Here is a 14,162-nt window from a genome sequence, read left to right as displayed (position 1 = left end):
GCAATTGGTTGCGCATGTTCCGCAGGGCGAAAAAAGAAGGGCCGGCAACGAGGCCGGCCCTTCAGCGCGATAAGGTTTTGATAACCGATCAGTAGCGCGCCACAGCCGGGCTTGCCCAGTTGAAGCGGTAGTTGACGCCCGCCTTGAAGGTATGGTCGTCGGTGGTGAAGTTGCCGGTGCCGGCCAGCGGGCCCGCGGTGAAGTGCGCGTCGCCGAAATTGTAGTACTGGTACTCGGCCTTGGCCGACCAGTTCGGGGCGAACATGTATTCCAGGCCGGCGCCGAGGGTGTAGCCGTTGCGGTGATCGCCATCGATGATGAAGCCGGTCGGAACGCCGCCGACGGTCACCTTCTCGTTGTTGTCCGAATAGGCGTAGCCACCCTTCACATAGAGCAGGCCGGGACCCCAGGTATAGCCGACGCGGCCGGTGATCGAGCCGAGGCCGCGCTGATCGTTGGTGTAGGCGACGCCGCCCGGGAACACCGCGCCGACGCTGCCGGAGAGCCAGGAATACTGGCCTTCGACGCCGACCACGAAGTTCGGGTTGAGCTGCCAGTCAGCACCGACCTGCACGCCACCGAGGAAGCGGCCGTTGCCATTGTTGCCGGTGGAGAGGCCGTTGAAATTGTTGTCGCTGGAGAACGCGCCGCCGACATGGGCGCCGAGATAGAAGCCGGTCCAGTTGTAGATCGGTGCCGCATAGGCCGGGGCCGGAGACTTGTAATAATTGCGCGCGCCGAGATCGGCGCCGACGGCCGGCGCAGCCGCACCCAGCGCGAGCAGCGCAACGGTCGCAAACAGAAACTTCTTCATGGTCTTGAACTCCAACACTTTATGTCCCCGGCAGGCGCGCTGTTTCGCGCCGTCGTTGGTTTTGCAGATAGCTCGCTTTTGACGAAAATGCTGTCACATCCGTGGCGCAGCGAGAGCCAACCCAACTTATTGGGGCGCAAACGATTTTCGTGCTTAATGCCGGCTTAAGAAGTGCTGAAGGAAGGCTTAACTTCGCGCGTGACAGGTAACTTGTGCGCACCTCTTGTTAACCGAGACGCCGCCGCGCCTCATCGCGCATCTGCGCGCGAAAGGCCGCGCGCTTCGCGGGCCGGTCTTCCTCGCGGACGTCATGACGATCGAAGATGTCGAACTTCTCCAGGATCGGATAGCGCTCGCTCGCCATCGCGAGCACGCGCAGTATCTTGGTCGCCTCCGGCGAGGGACCGCTGACCTCCCAGCGCCGGATGGTGTCGGCGCCGCCTCTCTCCGGCAATCCGCACAGCCTGGCCATGTCGGCTGCAGTGAGCTCGCGCTCGAGGGCATCGGAGAGATCGTTGCGAAGCTGCTTCAGTTCGGCGCCGGTCATGCTGTTTGCGTCCAGGGAAATCACGGAACGCAACGCAGTAGCGCTGATTCGGGTCCGTCCGAAGGCGGCAGTTGCGTGCCCGCGCTCCGGCACCTTCGCCCGCGCACGGAGTTATGAATGGAGACCTGTGGAAATTTCCCTATGAGTGAACACTTGGCATGACGGGGCGCACCGGGCGAAAGGATCAGCCATGAGAACCATCAGACTCGCGATCGCCGCGCTCGTCACGACCGGACTGCTTGCTACGCCTTTCGCGGCTGAAGCAAAGAAGGTCCGGTCGAGCCGGCATTACAGCACCGGTGTGGTGGCGCCGACCTATGGCGGTGTCGGCGTGCCGGCCACGCAGCCAACGGGGCCCTACGGGTCATCCGGACAGACGGTCGGCACCGTTACCGCGCCGTCGATCGGCTCGTACAATTGGCCTTCGGTCGGCGTGACTAACGCGGTCCCCACCTGGAGCAACACCACGAGATAGAGGGCGCTTCGGCGACGTGGACGCCGCTCTCCGGATCGACGCGTGCCGCTCACCGATCCGGAGAGCAGATAAAGCGCAATCAGCAATGTGGTGACCGACAGCATCGTCGCGATCGGCGCGAAGCATCCCATCGAAACTGGGCGTCCGCTGCTAAATTCCGCGGCCGGTCTGTTGACCGATCACGCAGCGCCATGCCGCCAGGCGCTCGGCCGGGTGCTGGTTCATCCATTCGGCGAGCTGCGGCGCGCCCATCAAGCAGGACTGCACCGAGACCTGCGCAAAATCCGAGCTGGTGACGAGCTGCTCGTGGCAATTGGAGGGAGAGGCGAGGCTGCAGAGCACGGCGATGATTTTGATCACGACAGGTTACCCCCGTCGCGGCCGATGAATGCGCGGCCGATCGTCGGCTCGTCCTGCCCCTCGTTGGCCGCATCGGCCGGCGGGAAGATGCTGTCGTAGATCGCGCGTGCCTCCTTGATGAGGCGGGCTCGCTCGCGCTCGGATTTCGAGACAAACCGAATAACTTCGCCCATGTTGGCTCCGACTATCAGTGGGTGGTCCGTCATCAGATGACGTCAATCATTCAATCGTCATCTATGGTGTCGCCTTCGGCTTTGAAGCGTCGGGGCCGGTCACGACCGGATAAAAAGCACGTGACCGAGCTCCCGGAACCGAATGTCCCGGTGTGGCTCATGCGCTGGGTTGCAAGGCTGTCCACCACGTCACGTTCCCTGTACGGCTCCAGGCGGCAATCGAACGATTGCTGGCCTCAACTTATCCCTTGCAAAAATCAGCAAGGATAGTCTTACGAAAGCAAATGCTGCTCGATCGAATATGTTTCGTTGCGCGCAGCGAGCAAGTTTTGGAACCATCACGAAGATCGATGAACGACGACAAGCCGCCTCAGGCCACCTGCTCCTTCCGTCCCGGCACTGCCGCGAGCAGCTCGCGCGTATAGGCGTGCTCGGGCGCGGCGGCGCGCCACCGACGATTTGCCGGAGCCGGATTCGCCGACCAGGCCAAGCGTCTCGCCTTTGAGATGTTGAAGTTGACCGCGCGCGCGGCAAGCAGCGCGACCAGGGTCGATACAAGGCCAACGAGTAGCGACACGCGCGCGCCAAAAATCATGCCGGCGAACACGTCGCGGCGCTGGATCACGGCGTCGGAAAGACCTTTCGCACGCGCCGTCTTGACGAAGTCGAGCCGCTTCACCTCCAGCATCGAGGCGCGCGTCATACGGGTGTAGGTCGCCATGAAGAACAGGCGGAGCGTCATCGCCGGCATGATCAGGTGTTTTGCGACGTCGACCGCGTGGGCAAGGCCGGTGAGGAGTTGAGAACGACGATCCCGAACAGGACGATCACGCCCTTCAGCACACGCTGAGCGACGAAGGAGAGCATCTAGACTCGTACGCTAGTTGGTTGAGGCGGTCTTGCCGCGAAGGACACCTCTCCCCAACGGGGGCCCCAACGAGGAGAGGTCGCGCCGAAGGCGCAGGTGAGGGGGATCAGGTTCCACGAGAGAGCGTAACCCTCACCCGGATCGCATCTGGCGATGCGATCCGACCTCTCCCTATGGGAGAGGTGGGCACCGCCGATGCCTCAGCGTCTCGATACGGTTTCATCGTGAAGCAGCCGGTATCTTGGAACGACACCGCAGCAGAGATCTGCCGCGGCGTCGCATGGAATCCCTCACTTGTCGAGCCATGCGTCCTTGAAGCCGTCATTGACCCCGATCCCCGTGGTGATCAGGTTCTTGACCTTGCAGCGCATGATGGTCGGGAATTGCAGCTCGAGCATCCAGGCCACCGGCACGTCCTCGACCAGGATCTTCTGCGCCTTCTCGTAGATCTCCTTGCGCTTGGAATCGGGCGTCGCGACCGCGCCCTCGGCGAACAGCTTGTCGATCTCCGGGTTGGAATAGCCCTCGACGTTGTTGAAGACCTGCCCCTTCGCGATGTTGCCGGAGATATAGTTGCGGCCAACCCCGAGCGCGGGATCGCCGTACTGGTAGAGATAGGTGAAGGCGATGTCGTAATCCCAATCGCCGATCTTCTGGTTGCCGCCGGCAACGTCGGTGGCGATCGTCTCGATGGTCATGCCGACGTCCTGGAGGTTCTGCTTCACCGCTTCACCCCAACGCTGCCAGGTCTCGCCATAGGCGAGCGGCAGCAGGCGGATCTTCTCGCCCTTGTAGCCGGCCTCCTTCAGCAGCGCCTTGGCCTTGGCCGGATCGTAGGGATATTTCTTCACATCGTCGGTGTAGTACTTGATGGTCGAGGCCGACGGGCCGGTGGCGACCTTGCCGAGCCCGTTCCAGATCACGTCCTTGGCGAAGTCACGGTCGATCGCATACATGATCGCCTGCCGCACCCGCTTGTCCGCGAGCGGCCCCTGGCGGTTGTTCAGCCACAGCCAGGCCAGCGGCGAGAAGAACTCCCAGCCAGCACCGGTGACGCAGGTATCCTTCAGCTTGGACAGCCGCGGCACGTCGAAATTCTCGACCGAGCCGCCCGGCAACACGTCGACCTTGCCGGTCTCATACGCCACCGAGCGCGCGGCGGCGTCGGGGATGATCTGCCAGTAAATCTCGTCGAGATAGGGCTTGCCCTTCTCGTAGTAGTTCGGGTTCTTGACCAGGCGGATGAACGAGCCCTTCTGCCATTCCTTGAACATGAAGGGGCCGGTGCCGACCGGCGCGTTGTTGTAGGGATTGGTTTTCCAGTCGGTGCCTTCATAGAGATGCTTCGGCACCATCGGCATCGAGCCGACCTCGAAGATGCCGAGGAACGGGCCGAACGGCTGCTTCAGCGTGAACACCACCGTGTAATCGTCCGGCGTCTCGACCTTCTCGAGCTGGGCCAAGTTGGTGCGGGCACGCGCATGGGTCTGCTTCAGCATCTCGATCGAGAACAGCACGTCGGCGGCGGTGAAGGGCTTGCCGTCATGCCAGGTCACGCCCTTCCTCAGCTTGAAGGTATAGGTCTTGGCGTCCTCGCTGACGCTCCAGCTCTCGGCAAGTTCCGGCTGCGGGTCGAGCTTGGGGCTGTAGCGCAGCAGTCCCTCGAAGATGTTGCCTGACACCATCTGCACCGGGCCGTTCTGGACCATCGCCAGCATCAGGCCGGGCGGCTCGGGCTGGATCACGGCATTGATCACGCCCCCCGTCTTCGGCTCTTGCGCCAGCGCCGAGGCCGCAAGGCCGCAAGCCAGGAGGAGACCAAGCAACACTCGTTTTGGCATGTCGTATCTTTCTCAAGCGAGACCGGCCGTAAACACTCCGCACGTCCTCGCGCGCAAAGCGACGGCCGGTCCATCCCAGTCCCCATCCGACATCGAGGCTCACACAGCCTCGTTCGGCGCGGCAAGATGAAAGTCTCGACAGTGTTCGCACAAAAAATGTACAGCGCGTCGTGTTTTGATGGATTGACCTCTTGTCGCGGGGCATCCGTCATGTCGGTCGCTGGCCGACATGACGGTGTCGCGACACAGCGTCGCGGTGGGCCGCCGATGAGAGCGCTCTCGTGCCAGCTGGGAATAGGCCGCGCCGGCCGGCGATCAGTCAGAAGCGGTTGCGCCGCCCAATTTGATCCGCATCAAAGTCGAACCGCTGCTTTTGCGATCGAATGGCTACTGCGGACGCGGCACTGCGCGTCCCGTTCCCTTGAGCCGTGAGACGATCGATGGACATCCAGGGCACGATCATCCCTGCGGGTGACGATCGTGGCCCCGACGTCGCCGGCCTCGATCCAGCGTCCGAGCCTGGCGTGCAGCACTGCTTGCAATGCTGAGCAATGCCGGCCTGCGCCCGACCCGCCAGCGCCTGGCGCTCGGCCAATTGCTGTTCCAGGGCGGCCATCGCCACGTCACCGTAGAGAGCCTCTATGCCGAGGCAATTGCGGCCAGCGCGCATCTGTCGCTTGCGACGGTCTACAACACCCTGAACCAGTTCACCGAGGCTGGCCTGCTGCGCCGGATCGCCGCCGACGGCATCAAGTCGTTCTTCGACACCGACACATCCGTGCATCCGCATTTCTATCTCGAAGGCGAGGACGTGCTGGTCGACGTTGCCGAGCGCCTGGCCTTCACCAAGGTGCCCGAGGCGCTTCCCGGCCACGAGATCGCGCGGCTGGACGTCATCGTCCATTTGCGCCGGAAGCGAGCGTAGCGCTTACCCTCCCCCTCCAGGACCCTCCAAGGGATGGTCAGAGGTATCACCGCAGCCCGGCCCGGCGGAATCCCTCCAGATAGTGTTCGCGATCCCCGTCATTGGCCCACGGCAGTTGCGTCGCGATCCAGTGCAGCGAGATGCCCGGCTGGGTGCGGCGGAGCTCGGTGAGCGCCATCTCCGCAAGCGTTCCGTCGCCTGTCATGCCGGCGGAGACGGCGAGCACGCGGTAGGCGCCGGTGAGGTCGCCGCGGTGGCGGATCGCCTCGCGCGCCAGCGCGATGGCTTCGTCATACTGCCGCTCGGTGAAACGCGCATAGGCAGCGATGCCGTGATAGATTGCCAGTGACGGATCGCGCGGCGACAGCAGGATCGTCCTTTGCGCGGCCTCGAAGGAATCCTTCGCTCGTCCGGCATAGGACAGCGCCAGCGCGTAATAGCTCTGCGCCAGCGAGAAGTTCGGATTGAGCGCGAGCGCCTGCTCGAACTCGGACAGCGCATCCGCAAGCCTGCGGGTCGAGAAGCAGACGCTGCCGAGCGCGGCATGCGCCCAGGCATCCTCGTGGTCGCAGCGCACCGCGGCGAGCGCGGCGGCTTCCGCGGCCGGCGCAACCGCGGCCAGCTCGGCCCAGCCGAGATGCACGCCGAACATGTCGTTCACGGCCAGCACCGACAGCGCCTGGCCGTAATTCGGATCGATGGCAACCGCGCGCTCGAGCAGTGCCCGCGCGGCCCCGTGATCCTGCCGGGTCACGCGCCAAAAATGCGACAGCGCGCGCATCAAGAGGTCCCAGGCGTCCAGGCTCGCAGGCGGCTTGCGATGGCTGCGAAAATTTTCCGCCGCGTGGATCTGCGGCTCGATCGCCGCAGCGATCGCGTTGGTGATCTCGTCCTGCACGGAGAAGACGTCGACGAGCTCCCGGTCGTAGCGCTCCGCCCAGATATGTCTTGCTGACACGGCGTCGTTGAGCTGCGCGGTGATGCGCACCCGGTTGTCCGCCTTGCGCACGCTGCCTTCGACGATGTAGCGGACGCCGAGCTCCTCGGCGATCTGCCTGATGTCGACCGCGCGCCCCCTGTAGGTGAAGGAGGAGTTGCGCGCGATCACCAAGAACCAGCGCTGTTTCGACAGCGCGGTGAGGATGTCCTCGCTGATCCCGTCGCCGAAATAGTCCTGCGCGGGATCGCCGCTCATGTTTCCGAAGGCGAGCACCGCGATCGCCGGACGGTCCGTCATGCGCAGGGGAGCGGGCTTGGCTTCCGCCCGCGCGGCGGACGCTGCCATTTCTTCGCGGACCTCGCCGACGAAGCGAAAGCCCTTGCGCGGAATGGTCTTGATCAGCCGCTGGATAGCGCCGTCGTCGCCCACCGCCTTGCGCGCGGCGTTGATCCGGCTGTTCAGGGCGGAATCCGAGACGATGCGGTCGCTCCAGATCTGGCTGATCAGGTCATCCTTACTGACCACACGCGCTCGTTGCGTGACCAGATAAAGCAAGAGATCGAACACTTGCGGCTGCAACGGAACGGCTGCCCCGTCGCAGGTGAGCTCCCGAAGATCGCTGTCGAGCACCTTGTTTTCAAAGCAAAATCGCACGTTTTCGTCGTCTCAAGCAAAAATCAAAGTCGTCTCAGGCGAAAATCAATCGTCCGCGAAAGTCGGGAGACGTCCGATCCGGCATGGTGCGAAGACCAAACCGTGCCGATGCCTCGGCACAACGGAGCGTTTCATGACCCAACTCGATGACCAGGTTCATTCCATCGGCCCGGAGGTTACGGGCTCGCGCATTTTCAGGTTCATCGCCTTTCTGTACGGAATTGCGGCATATCTCGTGTTTTTCGTCACCATTCTCTACGCGATCGGCTTCGTCATGGGCGTGATGGTGCCCAAGACCATCGACACCGGAGCCGAAGCGCCCGTCGTTCGCGCGGTCATCATCAATCTGCTGCTGATGTCGCTGTTCGCCGTTCAACACAGCGTGATGGCGCGCCAGCAATTCAAGGCGTGGTGGACGCAGTTCGTCCCCAAGCCGGTCGAGCGCAGCACCTACGTGCTGTTCGCGAGCCTGTCATTGCTCCTCCTGTTCTGGCAGTGGCGTCCGCTGCCGGCGGTCATATGGAACGTCGAGAACCCGGATCTTGCCGTAACGGTGGTCACGCTGTCCTTCGCCGGCTGGGTGCTGGTGTTCACCTCGACCTTCATCATCAACCATTTCGAATTGTTCGGCCTGTCTCAGGTGACCGATCATCTCGTCGGCAGGGAAGCGGCGCCGCCGCGTTTCAAGACGCCGCTGCTCTACAAGTTCGTCCGGCATCCGATCTATCTCGGGTTCATCGTCGCGTTCTGGGCGGCGCCGACCATGACTGCGGGTCATCTGATGTTCGCAGCCGTGACCACGCTCTACATCTTCGTCGGCATCGCGCTGGAGGAACGCGATCTCGTCGATCTCTTCGGCGACGAGTACCGGCGGTACAAACAACGGGTGTCGATGCTTATTCCCTGGCGCCGGTCGGTGTAGTCTCGGCCTCGCCTCGCGCGTTCCCCGAAAGGCGCGCGCGCGAGGCGCCGACGCGCGATAACATAAAACGGAGACGTCCAATGAAACATGTCGGAAACTGCTTCTGTGGCGCGGTCACGGTCGAGGTCACGGGCGCGCCGGAGGCGATGGGCTATTGCCATTGCCGCTCCTGCCGCTCCTGGTCGGGCGGTCCGGTCAACGCCTTCACCCTGTGGAAGCCGGAAGCCGTGCGCATCACCGAGGGCGCGCAGCATGTCGAGACCTTCGCCAAGACGCCGCAGAGCCAGCGCAAATATTGCAGGAAGTGCGGCGGCCATCTCATGACCAACCATCCCCCGCTCGGTCTGATCGACGTTTTCAGCGCCACCATCCCAACACTCGCGTTCACGCCCGGCGTCCACGTCAACTATGCCGAGACCGTGCTGCCGATGCGCGATGGCCTGCCCAAGCTGAAGGATTTCCCCGCCGAGTTCGGCGGCAGCGGCGAGATGATGCAGGAGTAGCGGCCGTCATTTGAAGGCCAAAAGGCCGAAGCTCGGCTTCGGCCTTTCTTGAGGGGGCGGCAGAGCGTTGCCCTCTCTGCCTTCTCTCAAGGGCTAAGAATGAAACACTAGCCTCCGCGGGATTCAACGACCTTGCGGCAGGACTCCGAGAGCTTCGACTTGTTCTCGCGCAGACAGGCATTCATCTGCGGCGGCTTGCCGATAGGCTCGGCGCAGAATTTGCCGGCGTCGCCACGGCAGGCCATTTGCTCCTGGGGCGATGGACCGGACTGTGCAGCAGCGGGCAGGGCGGCAGCAGTGAGCAGCAGCGCGGCAACAACCGAAATCTTCATAAAGCACCTCTTTGAAGAGCTGGCGGAACGCCGGATTTTCCTGGCCCCATCCGACGCGCACCAGCGTGAGCATCGCTTCGCCGGTCTCCTTGTCGGCCTGCGTCCTTGCCCGTTTCCGCCAGCCCACGGCGTAGCCGCCAAAAAGTACGAGATGGGAGACGCGCTCGGGGTGCCGAACCGCGTAGGCGATCGATACGGCGCAGCCCTGGGAGACGCCGAGCAGCGCGAAACGATCGATACCCGCGGCATCGACGACGCTTTCGAGGTCGTCAACGAAGTGATCGAAGGTGACGTCGGGCACCTCGCGATCGGAAAGACCGTTGCCCCGCGCATCGTAGCGGATGCGGGTGTGCTCACTGGACAGCTCGCGGTAAAGATGCCGCCAGATCGGGCTTTCCAGGTCGAATTCAAGATGGGTCATCCAGTTGCCGGTCTTGACGATCGGCGGACCCTGGCCGGTCTTGGCATAGGCCAGTTGCACGCCGTCTTTCGTCTGACAGAAGTGGATATTCTGTGCATCGGCGGCAATCGGCCGTGCCGGCTCCGACGCGCTCAAAACCGCAATGTCCGGAAGCGACATGATGTCCTTGGCTGCAAGTCCATATACACCGACAGCGCGGGCGATGTTCTTCACCGTCTGCTCGCCGAGATCGGCGAAAGCGAGCGACAGCTTGTCCCTGATTTGCTCGTTCGCCGCGCGCGAGATGCAGACGCCGCCGGGTTCGCACAACCCCTCGAGCCGGGCGGCGATGTTCGCGGCGCTCAAATCGCCATAGCGCCTGCCGCACGGCCGTTTGCTCCCCAAGCGCGGTTTCCTCCCTTGGAGGCTTTCGGACGCCGGCCGCCGAATATGCGGTCCCGTCCTTCATGCGGCCGACATCCGAAACCCATCACACAAGCAGCCGATCACGCTCAAGCGGGTGACTTCCGCTTTGCCTTGCGGAGCCGACGTTTATGACAACACGTCCTAGCTCCGCTCACGAAAGATCGAGCCGCGGCGGCGGATAGCGCCGGGCCAGCACCGACAAGGATAGATGCCGTTCGTCTTCCGGCAGCTCCAGATAGGCCAGTACAAGCGCCCGCTTCCAGTCTCCGACGCCGAAATCCATCGCCGTCCACTTCTGCGGCTCGGGCCCTTCCAGCCCTCGAACCCAGACGAAATAGCGGGGAAGGTCGTCCGCGTCCGTCGTGCGTCTCCTGGCCATCAGACTGTCCACTGCATCACATCGGTTGCCACGGGATATAGGTGCCGGCGCGGGGAAGTCGAACGCCCGACGGCGGCCTGTGCGCGATGCTTACGGTTGAGCGGTAGGTGCCGCCTTCGCCCCGCGCCCCGCGCAGGGCAATCGCATCCCCGTGGCCATCCTTCGAGACGCCCGCCTTTTAGCGGGCCCTCAGGACGAGGGCCGAGTGCGCGGCGGCAGTTTCAACGGCACTGATGCCGCTTAGCCTCATCCTGAGAGCCTGACCGAAAAAGGGTGAGCGGTTTCGGCGGGCCTGTGATTCCTTCGGATTTGCAAAGATTCGAGGGAGGACACCATGCCGTGGACCAAAGCCGCTCGTCTCTAAAGCGCGATGAGATTTGGATGAATCGTCATCGCGCTTTAGCTTGTTGTTTACGCATGATCTTTCCGGAAAACCGCTTCGCACTTTTCCGGATCATGCTTTAGTATCAGTGCAGTGGACTGCGTTACACAAGTGATCTGACCGATGCCGAGTTGGCGTCGATCGCCCGGAAGATGCCGCGGCGACGGCGATTGGGCCGGCCGCCGAGGAGACCGCGAAGCGGTCGTCTCGAAGGACGAGGCGCGCGCTCAGCTTGCGGGCAGCCAAGGTCAAGAGGCTGAGCCAAAGATTCCGATTGACCGAAATTCGGAAATATCGTATATCCCGCTCACCCCGGCCCATGGACAAGGGGCGTTTCGCGATCGTCGCGATATGCGGGCCGGGTGGCGGTGGACGTGGAGCGCATCGGCGCGCATGCGATCGCAGGGCGGGCTTGGCCCGTGAGCGGTAGAGCGGCGCGCACACGACCGGTGCGATTCCGCGTACGGCAAAAGCGTGTGGTCCTGACGCCCGGGGTCTGTGCGTCAAGGCTTGCGGTGGTGAAGCGGCCCGACCGGGTGCGCGCATCAGTCATCGGCAAGACGACGGGGGCAAAAGTGCATCGCTCCCCGGGGAGAGCGCGCCATAAGCCGTCGAACCACTGCGCAGGGAAAGGTCGGGATGTCCGGGCTGCCCTGTATGCCGCTGTGCATCTGTCTTCGCGCAATTTGCGCACAGCGGGCCGCGGGTGCCAGCCGGCGCCCGGCCTTCCCTGCGCCCTTTCTTTAGGAAAGGGCGTCAAGAGAAGCACAAGACTCGGGCGTCATGCGTCGCGAGCCGGTACAGGCGCGTCTTGCGATCGTTTGAAATTGAAGGATGGCCCGCTCGTCAATTAGCGCACAAGTCGCAGGTCGCCACGCGGTTGATATCGGCGAGGCGGCGTTCGGCGTTTCCGTGCAGATCGAGGCTGGCGAGCAGGGTCAGCAGGCGCCGATAGGCGCGCTCGGCAATTTCGACCGGCAGCGGAGCCTCCTCAAAGGCTTCGACATAGCTGCCGATGATGCCGCTGAGCAGGCGGCAAAGACCGCGCTGCGCGGGATCGTCCCGGCCGAGCGTCTCGAGCTTTTGCTGAAAGATCTGGAAGGTCCGCAAGCCGTGGTGTTGCTGCGAAAGCCACGCGTGCAGGTCGTTCATGTGAGCTCCTTCGAGTTATGGAAGAAGCTACTGGTTTATACAGGGAGGATGTGGGGATGGCTAGGGGAGGGAGAGCGGGGCCTGCCGGGACAGTCCGTCTTCGCCAAGAGGCTTCGCCGGACACGCTTCGCCCTTCGGCTTGGCGACCGCGCCACGCGAAGCGTGGTGCCCCTGGCCGGAATCGAACCAGCACTCCTTGCGGAACTCGATTTTGAGTCGAGCGCGTCTACCAGTTCCGCCACAGGGGCCCTCGGTCGGCCCCAAAGGCGGCGTCGCGAAGCCGGCGGACTATAGCCATGGACGAGGCGGGGTCAACCCGCGCCAAAGTGATCCCGGCCGTTCTCGACAGCCGCATGGGCCGCGGCTAGAGGCTTGGAGCGCCAGAAATGCGAAAGAGGCTGCCGTGACCACCGAGAGTGCCGCCATGCATGCGTTCGAGCCGACCGCCATGAGGCCCGCGCTGGCCGCCTCGGCTCTCGTCACGCTGATCGCTGCAGCGACGATCGCGGGCGCCTGGTTCTTCCAGCTCGTGCTGGAGATCCTGCCCTGTCCGTTGTGCCTGGAGCAGCGCTACGCCTATTATCTCGCGATTCCGCTCGGTGCGCTCACGGCGATTGCGGCGCGAAGCGGTGCACCGCGGCCGCTGCTGCTCGCAGGGCTCGCGATCCTCGCGCTGGCGACGCTCGCCAATGCCGGCCTCGGCGCCTATCATTCCGGCGTCGAATGGGGATTCTGGAAGGGGCCGACCGATTGCTCCGGTCCCGTCGTCAATCTCGGCAGTGCCGCTGATCTCTTGTCGAAGCTCGACACCGTGAAGGTGGTGCGCTGCGACGAGGTGCAGTGGCGCTTCCTCGGCCTGTCGCTGGCCGGCTACAACGTGCTGATCTCGCTGCTGATGGCCGCGATCGCGGCATGGGGATTTGTGCGGACGGCCAAGCGCTAAGGCCTAATCATCCACATCGTCCTGCGTGCGTCCGAACAGATGCACGATGCCCGGCGTTGCGATCGTCACGAAGACGAAACGCGAGAGGTGATGGGCGCCGACGAAGATCGGGTCGATGCGCAACGTCAGCGCCAGGGCCAGCATCGCGTCCATCGCGCCCGGCGCGAAGGCGACGACGACGTCGGAAAACTTCACCTGTGTGGTCAGCGCCACGATGCCGACGAAGATGGCGGAGACGGCGATGGCCACGGCAAACGAGCCCAGTGCCGCGCTGAGGTGACCGGCGAGCGTCTTGATTCGCATCCGCGCGAAGCGGCTGCCGATCAGTGCGCCGATGCCGACCAGCGCCACGCCGCGCACCCAGTTCGGCAGGCCGCCCTCGACCCATCCGGCACCATGCAGCACGCTGGATGCGATCATCGCGCCGAACATCCAGCTCGCCGGAAACTTGATCAGCCGCAACGCGAGCGCTGCGGCCAGCGAGGCTGCGGCCAGCTCGAGCAGGTCGAGCGGCGAGGCGATCGTCGTGGTCGGCGACGGCGCCGCCGAGGGCGCGACGCCCGCCAGCGCCAGCACCATCGGCAGCGCGGCGGTCAGGATGATGACGCGCATGGTCTGCACCACCGCAATGCCCGGCAGGTCGGCGCCGCGCTCGACCGCCAGGATGGTGATCTGCGACAGCGCGCCGGGGCTGCCCGCCAGGAAAGCCGAGGTGCGGTCCCAGCCATGGATGCGCTGGAGGTAATAGCTCGAGCCGAACGTGGAGCAGAACGTGGCGAGCGCAAGCAGGCCGATGGTGAGGGGATAGGCGCTGACCTGTTGGAGCAAATGGCGCGAGACCACCGAACCCAGGGAGATGCCGAGCAGCACCAGCACGGTCTGGGTCAGGATCGGCGGCAGTGCCAGCTGGCGGCCGGCGATCGCGGCGATTCCGACCGCGATCATCGAGCCCGAAATGAGCCCGCCGGGAAGGCCGGCGAGCAGAAACACCAGGCCGCCGGCGGTGCCGATGACGAGCGTCTCCACCGTGCTCAAGATCTTGGCACGGCTCGGCCATTCGAACGGCAGGGAGGCGGTGATTTGCTTCACGCCACCTTATTGCAAATCGGCAGGTGACGCACAATTG

14 protein-coding genes, 1 tRNA gene and 4 pseudogenes are annotated in these 14,162 nt (G+C 63.9%); 6 read left to right on the top strand and 13 right to left on the bottom strand.

Going from position 1 to position 14,162, the window contains the following annotated elements:
- Positions 1-88 precede the first annotated feature (88 nt).
- Together P6U28_RS29090 and P6U28_RS29085 are read right to left on the bottom strand one after the other, a co-directional pair.
- A complete protein-coding gene (locus P6U28_RS29090) occupies positions 89-814 on the bottom strand; it encodes an outer membrane protein (protein WP_122406356.1) in 726 nt (241 codons plus the stop codon).
- A 226-nt stretch (positions 815-1,040) separates the two neighbouring features.
- A complete protein-coding gene (locus tag P6U28_RS29085; RefSeq protein ID WP_122400727.1) occupies positions 1,041-1,361 on the bottom strand; it encodes a hypothetical protein in 321 nt (106 codons plus the stop codon).
- A 190-nt stretch (positions 1,362-1,551) separates the two neighbouring features.
- Here P6U28_RS29085 and P6U28_RS29080 point away from each other — a divergent pair, with 190 nt between their 5' ends.
- Positions 1,552-1,836 carry a hypothetical protein gene (locus P6U28_RS29080; RefSeq protein ID WP_122400728.1) on the top strand — a complete coding sequence of 95 codons (285 nt, stop codon included), beginning with the start codon at positions 1,552-1,554 and terminating at the stop codon, positions 1,834-1,836.
- A gap of 150 nt (positions 1,837-1,986) precedes the next feature.
- Here P6U28_RS29080 and P6U28_RS29075 read toward each other — a convergent pair whose 3' ends face one another.
- From P6U28_RS29075 to P6U28_RS29055, 5 genes and pseudogenes are all read right to left on the bottom strand, one after another.
- Positions 1,987-2,196 carry a hypothetical protein gene (locus tag P6U28_RS29075; protein WP_027573332.1) on the bottom strand — a complete coding sequence of 70 codons (210 nt, stop codon included), beginning with the start codon at positions 2,194-2,196 and terminating at the stop codon, positions 1,987-1,989.
- Entirely contained in the window at positions 2,193-2,369 is a 177-nt protein-coding gene (locus P6U28_RS29070) for a hypothetical protein (protein WP_164936878.1), read from the bottom strand. Before P6U28_RS29070 ends, P6U28_RS29075 begins: the two co-directional genes overlap by 4 nt.
- Before the next feature lie 443 nt (positions 2,370-2,812).
- A pseudogene (locus tag P6U28_RS29065) lies at positions 2,813-2,901 on the bottom strand (ATP-binding cassette domain-containing protein); the annotation flags it as partial.
- 72 nt (positions 2,902-2,973) lie between these two features.
- A pseudogene (locus tag P6U28_RS29060) lies at positions 2,974-3,165 on the bottom strand (ABC transporter permease subunit); the annotation flags it as partial.
- A 362-nt stretch (positions 3,166-3,527) separates the two neighbouring features.
- On the bottom strand, positions 3,528-5,078 hold the full coding sequence (locus P6U28_RS29055) for an ABC transporter substrate-binding protein (protein ID WP_122400729.1): 1,551 nt from the start codon (positions 5,076-5,078) through the stop codon (positions 3,528-3,530).
- Between the two features lie 440 nt (positions 5,079-5,518).
- On the opposite strand from P6U28_RS29055, the pseudogene irr reads away from it, so the two are divergent.
- Positions 5,519-6,003, top strand: a pseudogene (gene irr / locus P6U28_RS29050) (Fur family transcriptional regulator Irr).
- Between the two features lie 46 nt (positions 6,004-6,049).
- On the opposite strand, the gene P6U28_RS29045 reads toward irr, so the two are convergent.
- Entirely contained in the window at positions 6,050-7,597 is a 1,548-nt protein-coding gene (locus P6U28_RS29045; protein ID WP_122400730.1) for a winged helix-turn-helix domain-containing tetratricopeptide repeat protein, read from the bottom strand.
- Positions 7,598-7,730: 133 nt separating this feature from the next.
- On the opposite strand from P6U28_RS29045, the gene mddA reads away from it, so the two are divergent.
- Complete coding sequence (mddA, locus tag P6U28_RS29040; RefSeq protein WP_162500096.1) at positions 7,731-8,519, top strand: methanethiol S-methyltransferase; 789 nt, start codon at positions 7,731-7,733, stop codon at positions 8,517-8,519.
- An 80-nt stretch (positions 8,520-8,599) separates the two neighbouring features.
- Positions 8,600-9,022 (top strand): GFA family protein, encoded by a 423-nt coding sequence (locus P6U28_RS29035; RefSeq protein ID WP_122400731.1) that lies wholly within the window; start codon positions 8,600-8,602, stop codon positions 9,020-9,022.
- A 123-nt stretch (positions 9,023-9,145) separates the two neighbouring features.
- Here the strand turns inward: P6U28_RS29035 and P6U28_RS29030 are convergent, their stop codons facing one another.
- Together P6U28_RS29030 and P6U28_RS29025 are read right to left on the bottom strand one after the other, a co-directional pair.
- A complete protein-coding gene (locus tag P6U28_RS29030; protein WP_407120307.1) occupies positions 9,146-10,159 on the bottom strand; it encodes an alpha/beta fold hydrolase in 1,014 nt (337 codons plus the stop codon).
- A gap of 172 nt (positions 10,160-10,331) precedes the next feature.
- The gene (locus P6U28_RS29025) at positions 10,332-10,559 is read right to left on the bottom strand and encodes a hypothetical protein (RefSeq protein WP_122400734.1); all 228 of its coding nucleotides are present in this window, start codon (positions 10,557-10,559) and stop codon (positions 10,332-10,334) included.
- Between the two features lie 480 nt (positions 10,560-11,039).
- On the opposite strand from P6U28_RS29025, the pseudogene P6U28_RS29020 reads away from it, so the two are divergent.
- Positions 11,040-11,123, top strand: a pseudogene (locus P6U28_RS29020) (IS5/IS1182 family transposase); the annotation flags it as partial.
- Between the two features lie 664 nt (positions 11,124-11,787).
- Here P6U28_RS29020 and P6U28_RS29015 read toward each other — a convergent pair.
- Together P6U28_RS29015 and P6U28_RS29010 are read right to left on the bottom strand one after the other, a co-directional pair.
- Positions 11,788-12,093: a hypothetical protein gene (locus P6U28_RS29015; RefSeq protein ID WP_122400736.1), complete on the bottom strand. Its 306-nt coding sequence runs from the start codon at positions 12,091-12,093 to the stop codon at positions 11,788-11,790.
- A gap of 163 nt (positions 12,094-12,256) precedes the next feature.
- Positions 12,257-12,341: transfer RNA gene (locus tag P6U28_RS29010), tRNA-Leu, on the bottom strand.
- 155 nt (positions 12,342-12,496) lie between these two features.
- Between P6U28_RS29010 and P6U28_RS29005 the strand changes: the two genes are divergently transcribed.
- A complete protein-coding gene (locus P6U28_RS29005) occupies positions 12,497-13,036 on the top strand; it encodes a disulfide bond formation protein B (protein ID WP_122400749.1) in 540 nt (179 codons plus the stop codon).
- A gap of 3 nt (positions 13,037-13,039) precedes the next feature.
- On the opposite strand, the gene P6U28_RS29000 is transcribed toward P6U28_RS29005, so the two are convergent.
- Positions 13,040-14,125: an AbrB family transcriptional regulator gene (locus P6U28_RS29000; protein WP_122400750.1), complete on the bottom strand. Its 1,086-nt coding sequence runs from the start codon at positions 14,123-14,125 to the stop codon at positions 13,040-13,042.
- Positions 14,126-14,162: the final 37 nt, after the last annotated feature.

It is taken from the genome of Bradyrhizobium sp. STM 3561, from assembly GCF_045571455.1.
Taxonomy (GTDB): Bacteria; Pseudomonadota; Alphaproteobacteria; order Rhizobiales; family Xanthobacteraceae; genus Bradyrhizobium; species Bradyrhizobium vignae.
The sequence above is the reverse complement of the archived record's forward strand: the minus strand, read 5'-3'. Positions and strand labels throughout refer to the sequence as shown.

Bases quoted from the DNA above. Each gene is read 5' to 3' on its own strand.
- P6U28_RS29090 (WP_122406356.1), bottom strand. From the start codon at position 814: ATGAAGAAGTTTCTGTTTGCGACCGTTGCGCTGCTCGCGCTGGGTGCG.
- P6U28_RS29085 (WP_122400727.1), bottom strand. From the start codon at position 1,361: ATGACCGGCGCCGAACTGAAGCAGCTTCGCAACGATCTCTCCGATGCC.
- P6U28_RS29080 (WP_122400728.1), top strand. From the start codon at position 1,552: ATGAGAACCATCAGACTCGCGATCGCCGCGCTCGTCACGACCGGACTG.
- P6U28_RS29070 (WP_164936878.1), bottom strand. From the start codon at position 2,369: ATGGGCGAAGTTATTCGGTTTGTCTCGAAATCCGAGCGCGAGCGAGCC.
- P6U28_RS29055 (WP_122400729.1), bottom strand. From the start codon at position 5,078: ATGCCAAAACGAGTGTTGCTTGGTCTCCTCCTGGCTTGCGGCCTTGCG.
- mddA (WP_162500096.1), top strand. From the start codon at position 7,731: ATGACCCAACTCGATGACCAGGTTCATTCCATCGGCCCGGAGGTTACG.
- P6U28_RS29035 (WP_122400731.1), top strand. From the start codon at position 8,600: ATGAAACATGTCGGAAACTGCTTCTGTGGCGCGGTCACGGTCGAGGTC.
- P6U28_RS29025 (WP_122400734.1), bottom strand. From the start codon at position 10,559: ATGGCCAGGAGACGCACGACGGACGCGGACGACCTTCCCCGCTATTTC.
- P6U28_RS29015 (WP_122400736.1), bottom strand. From the start codon at position 12,093: ATGAACGACCTGCACGCGTGGCTTTCGCAGCAACACCACGGCTTGCGG.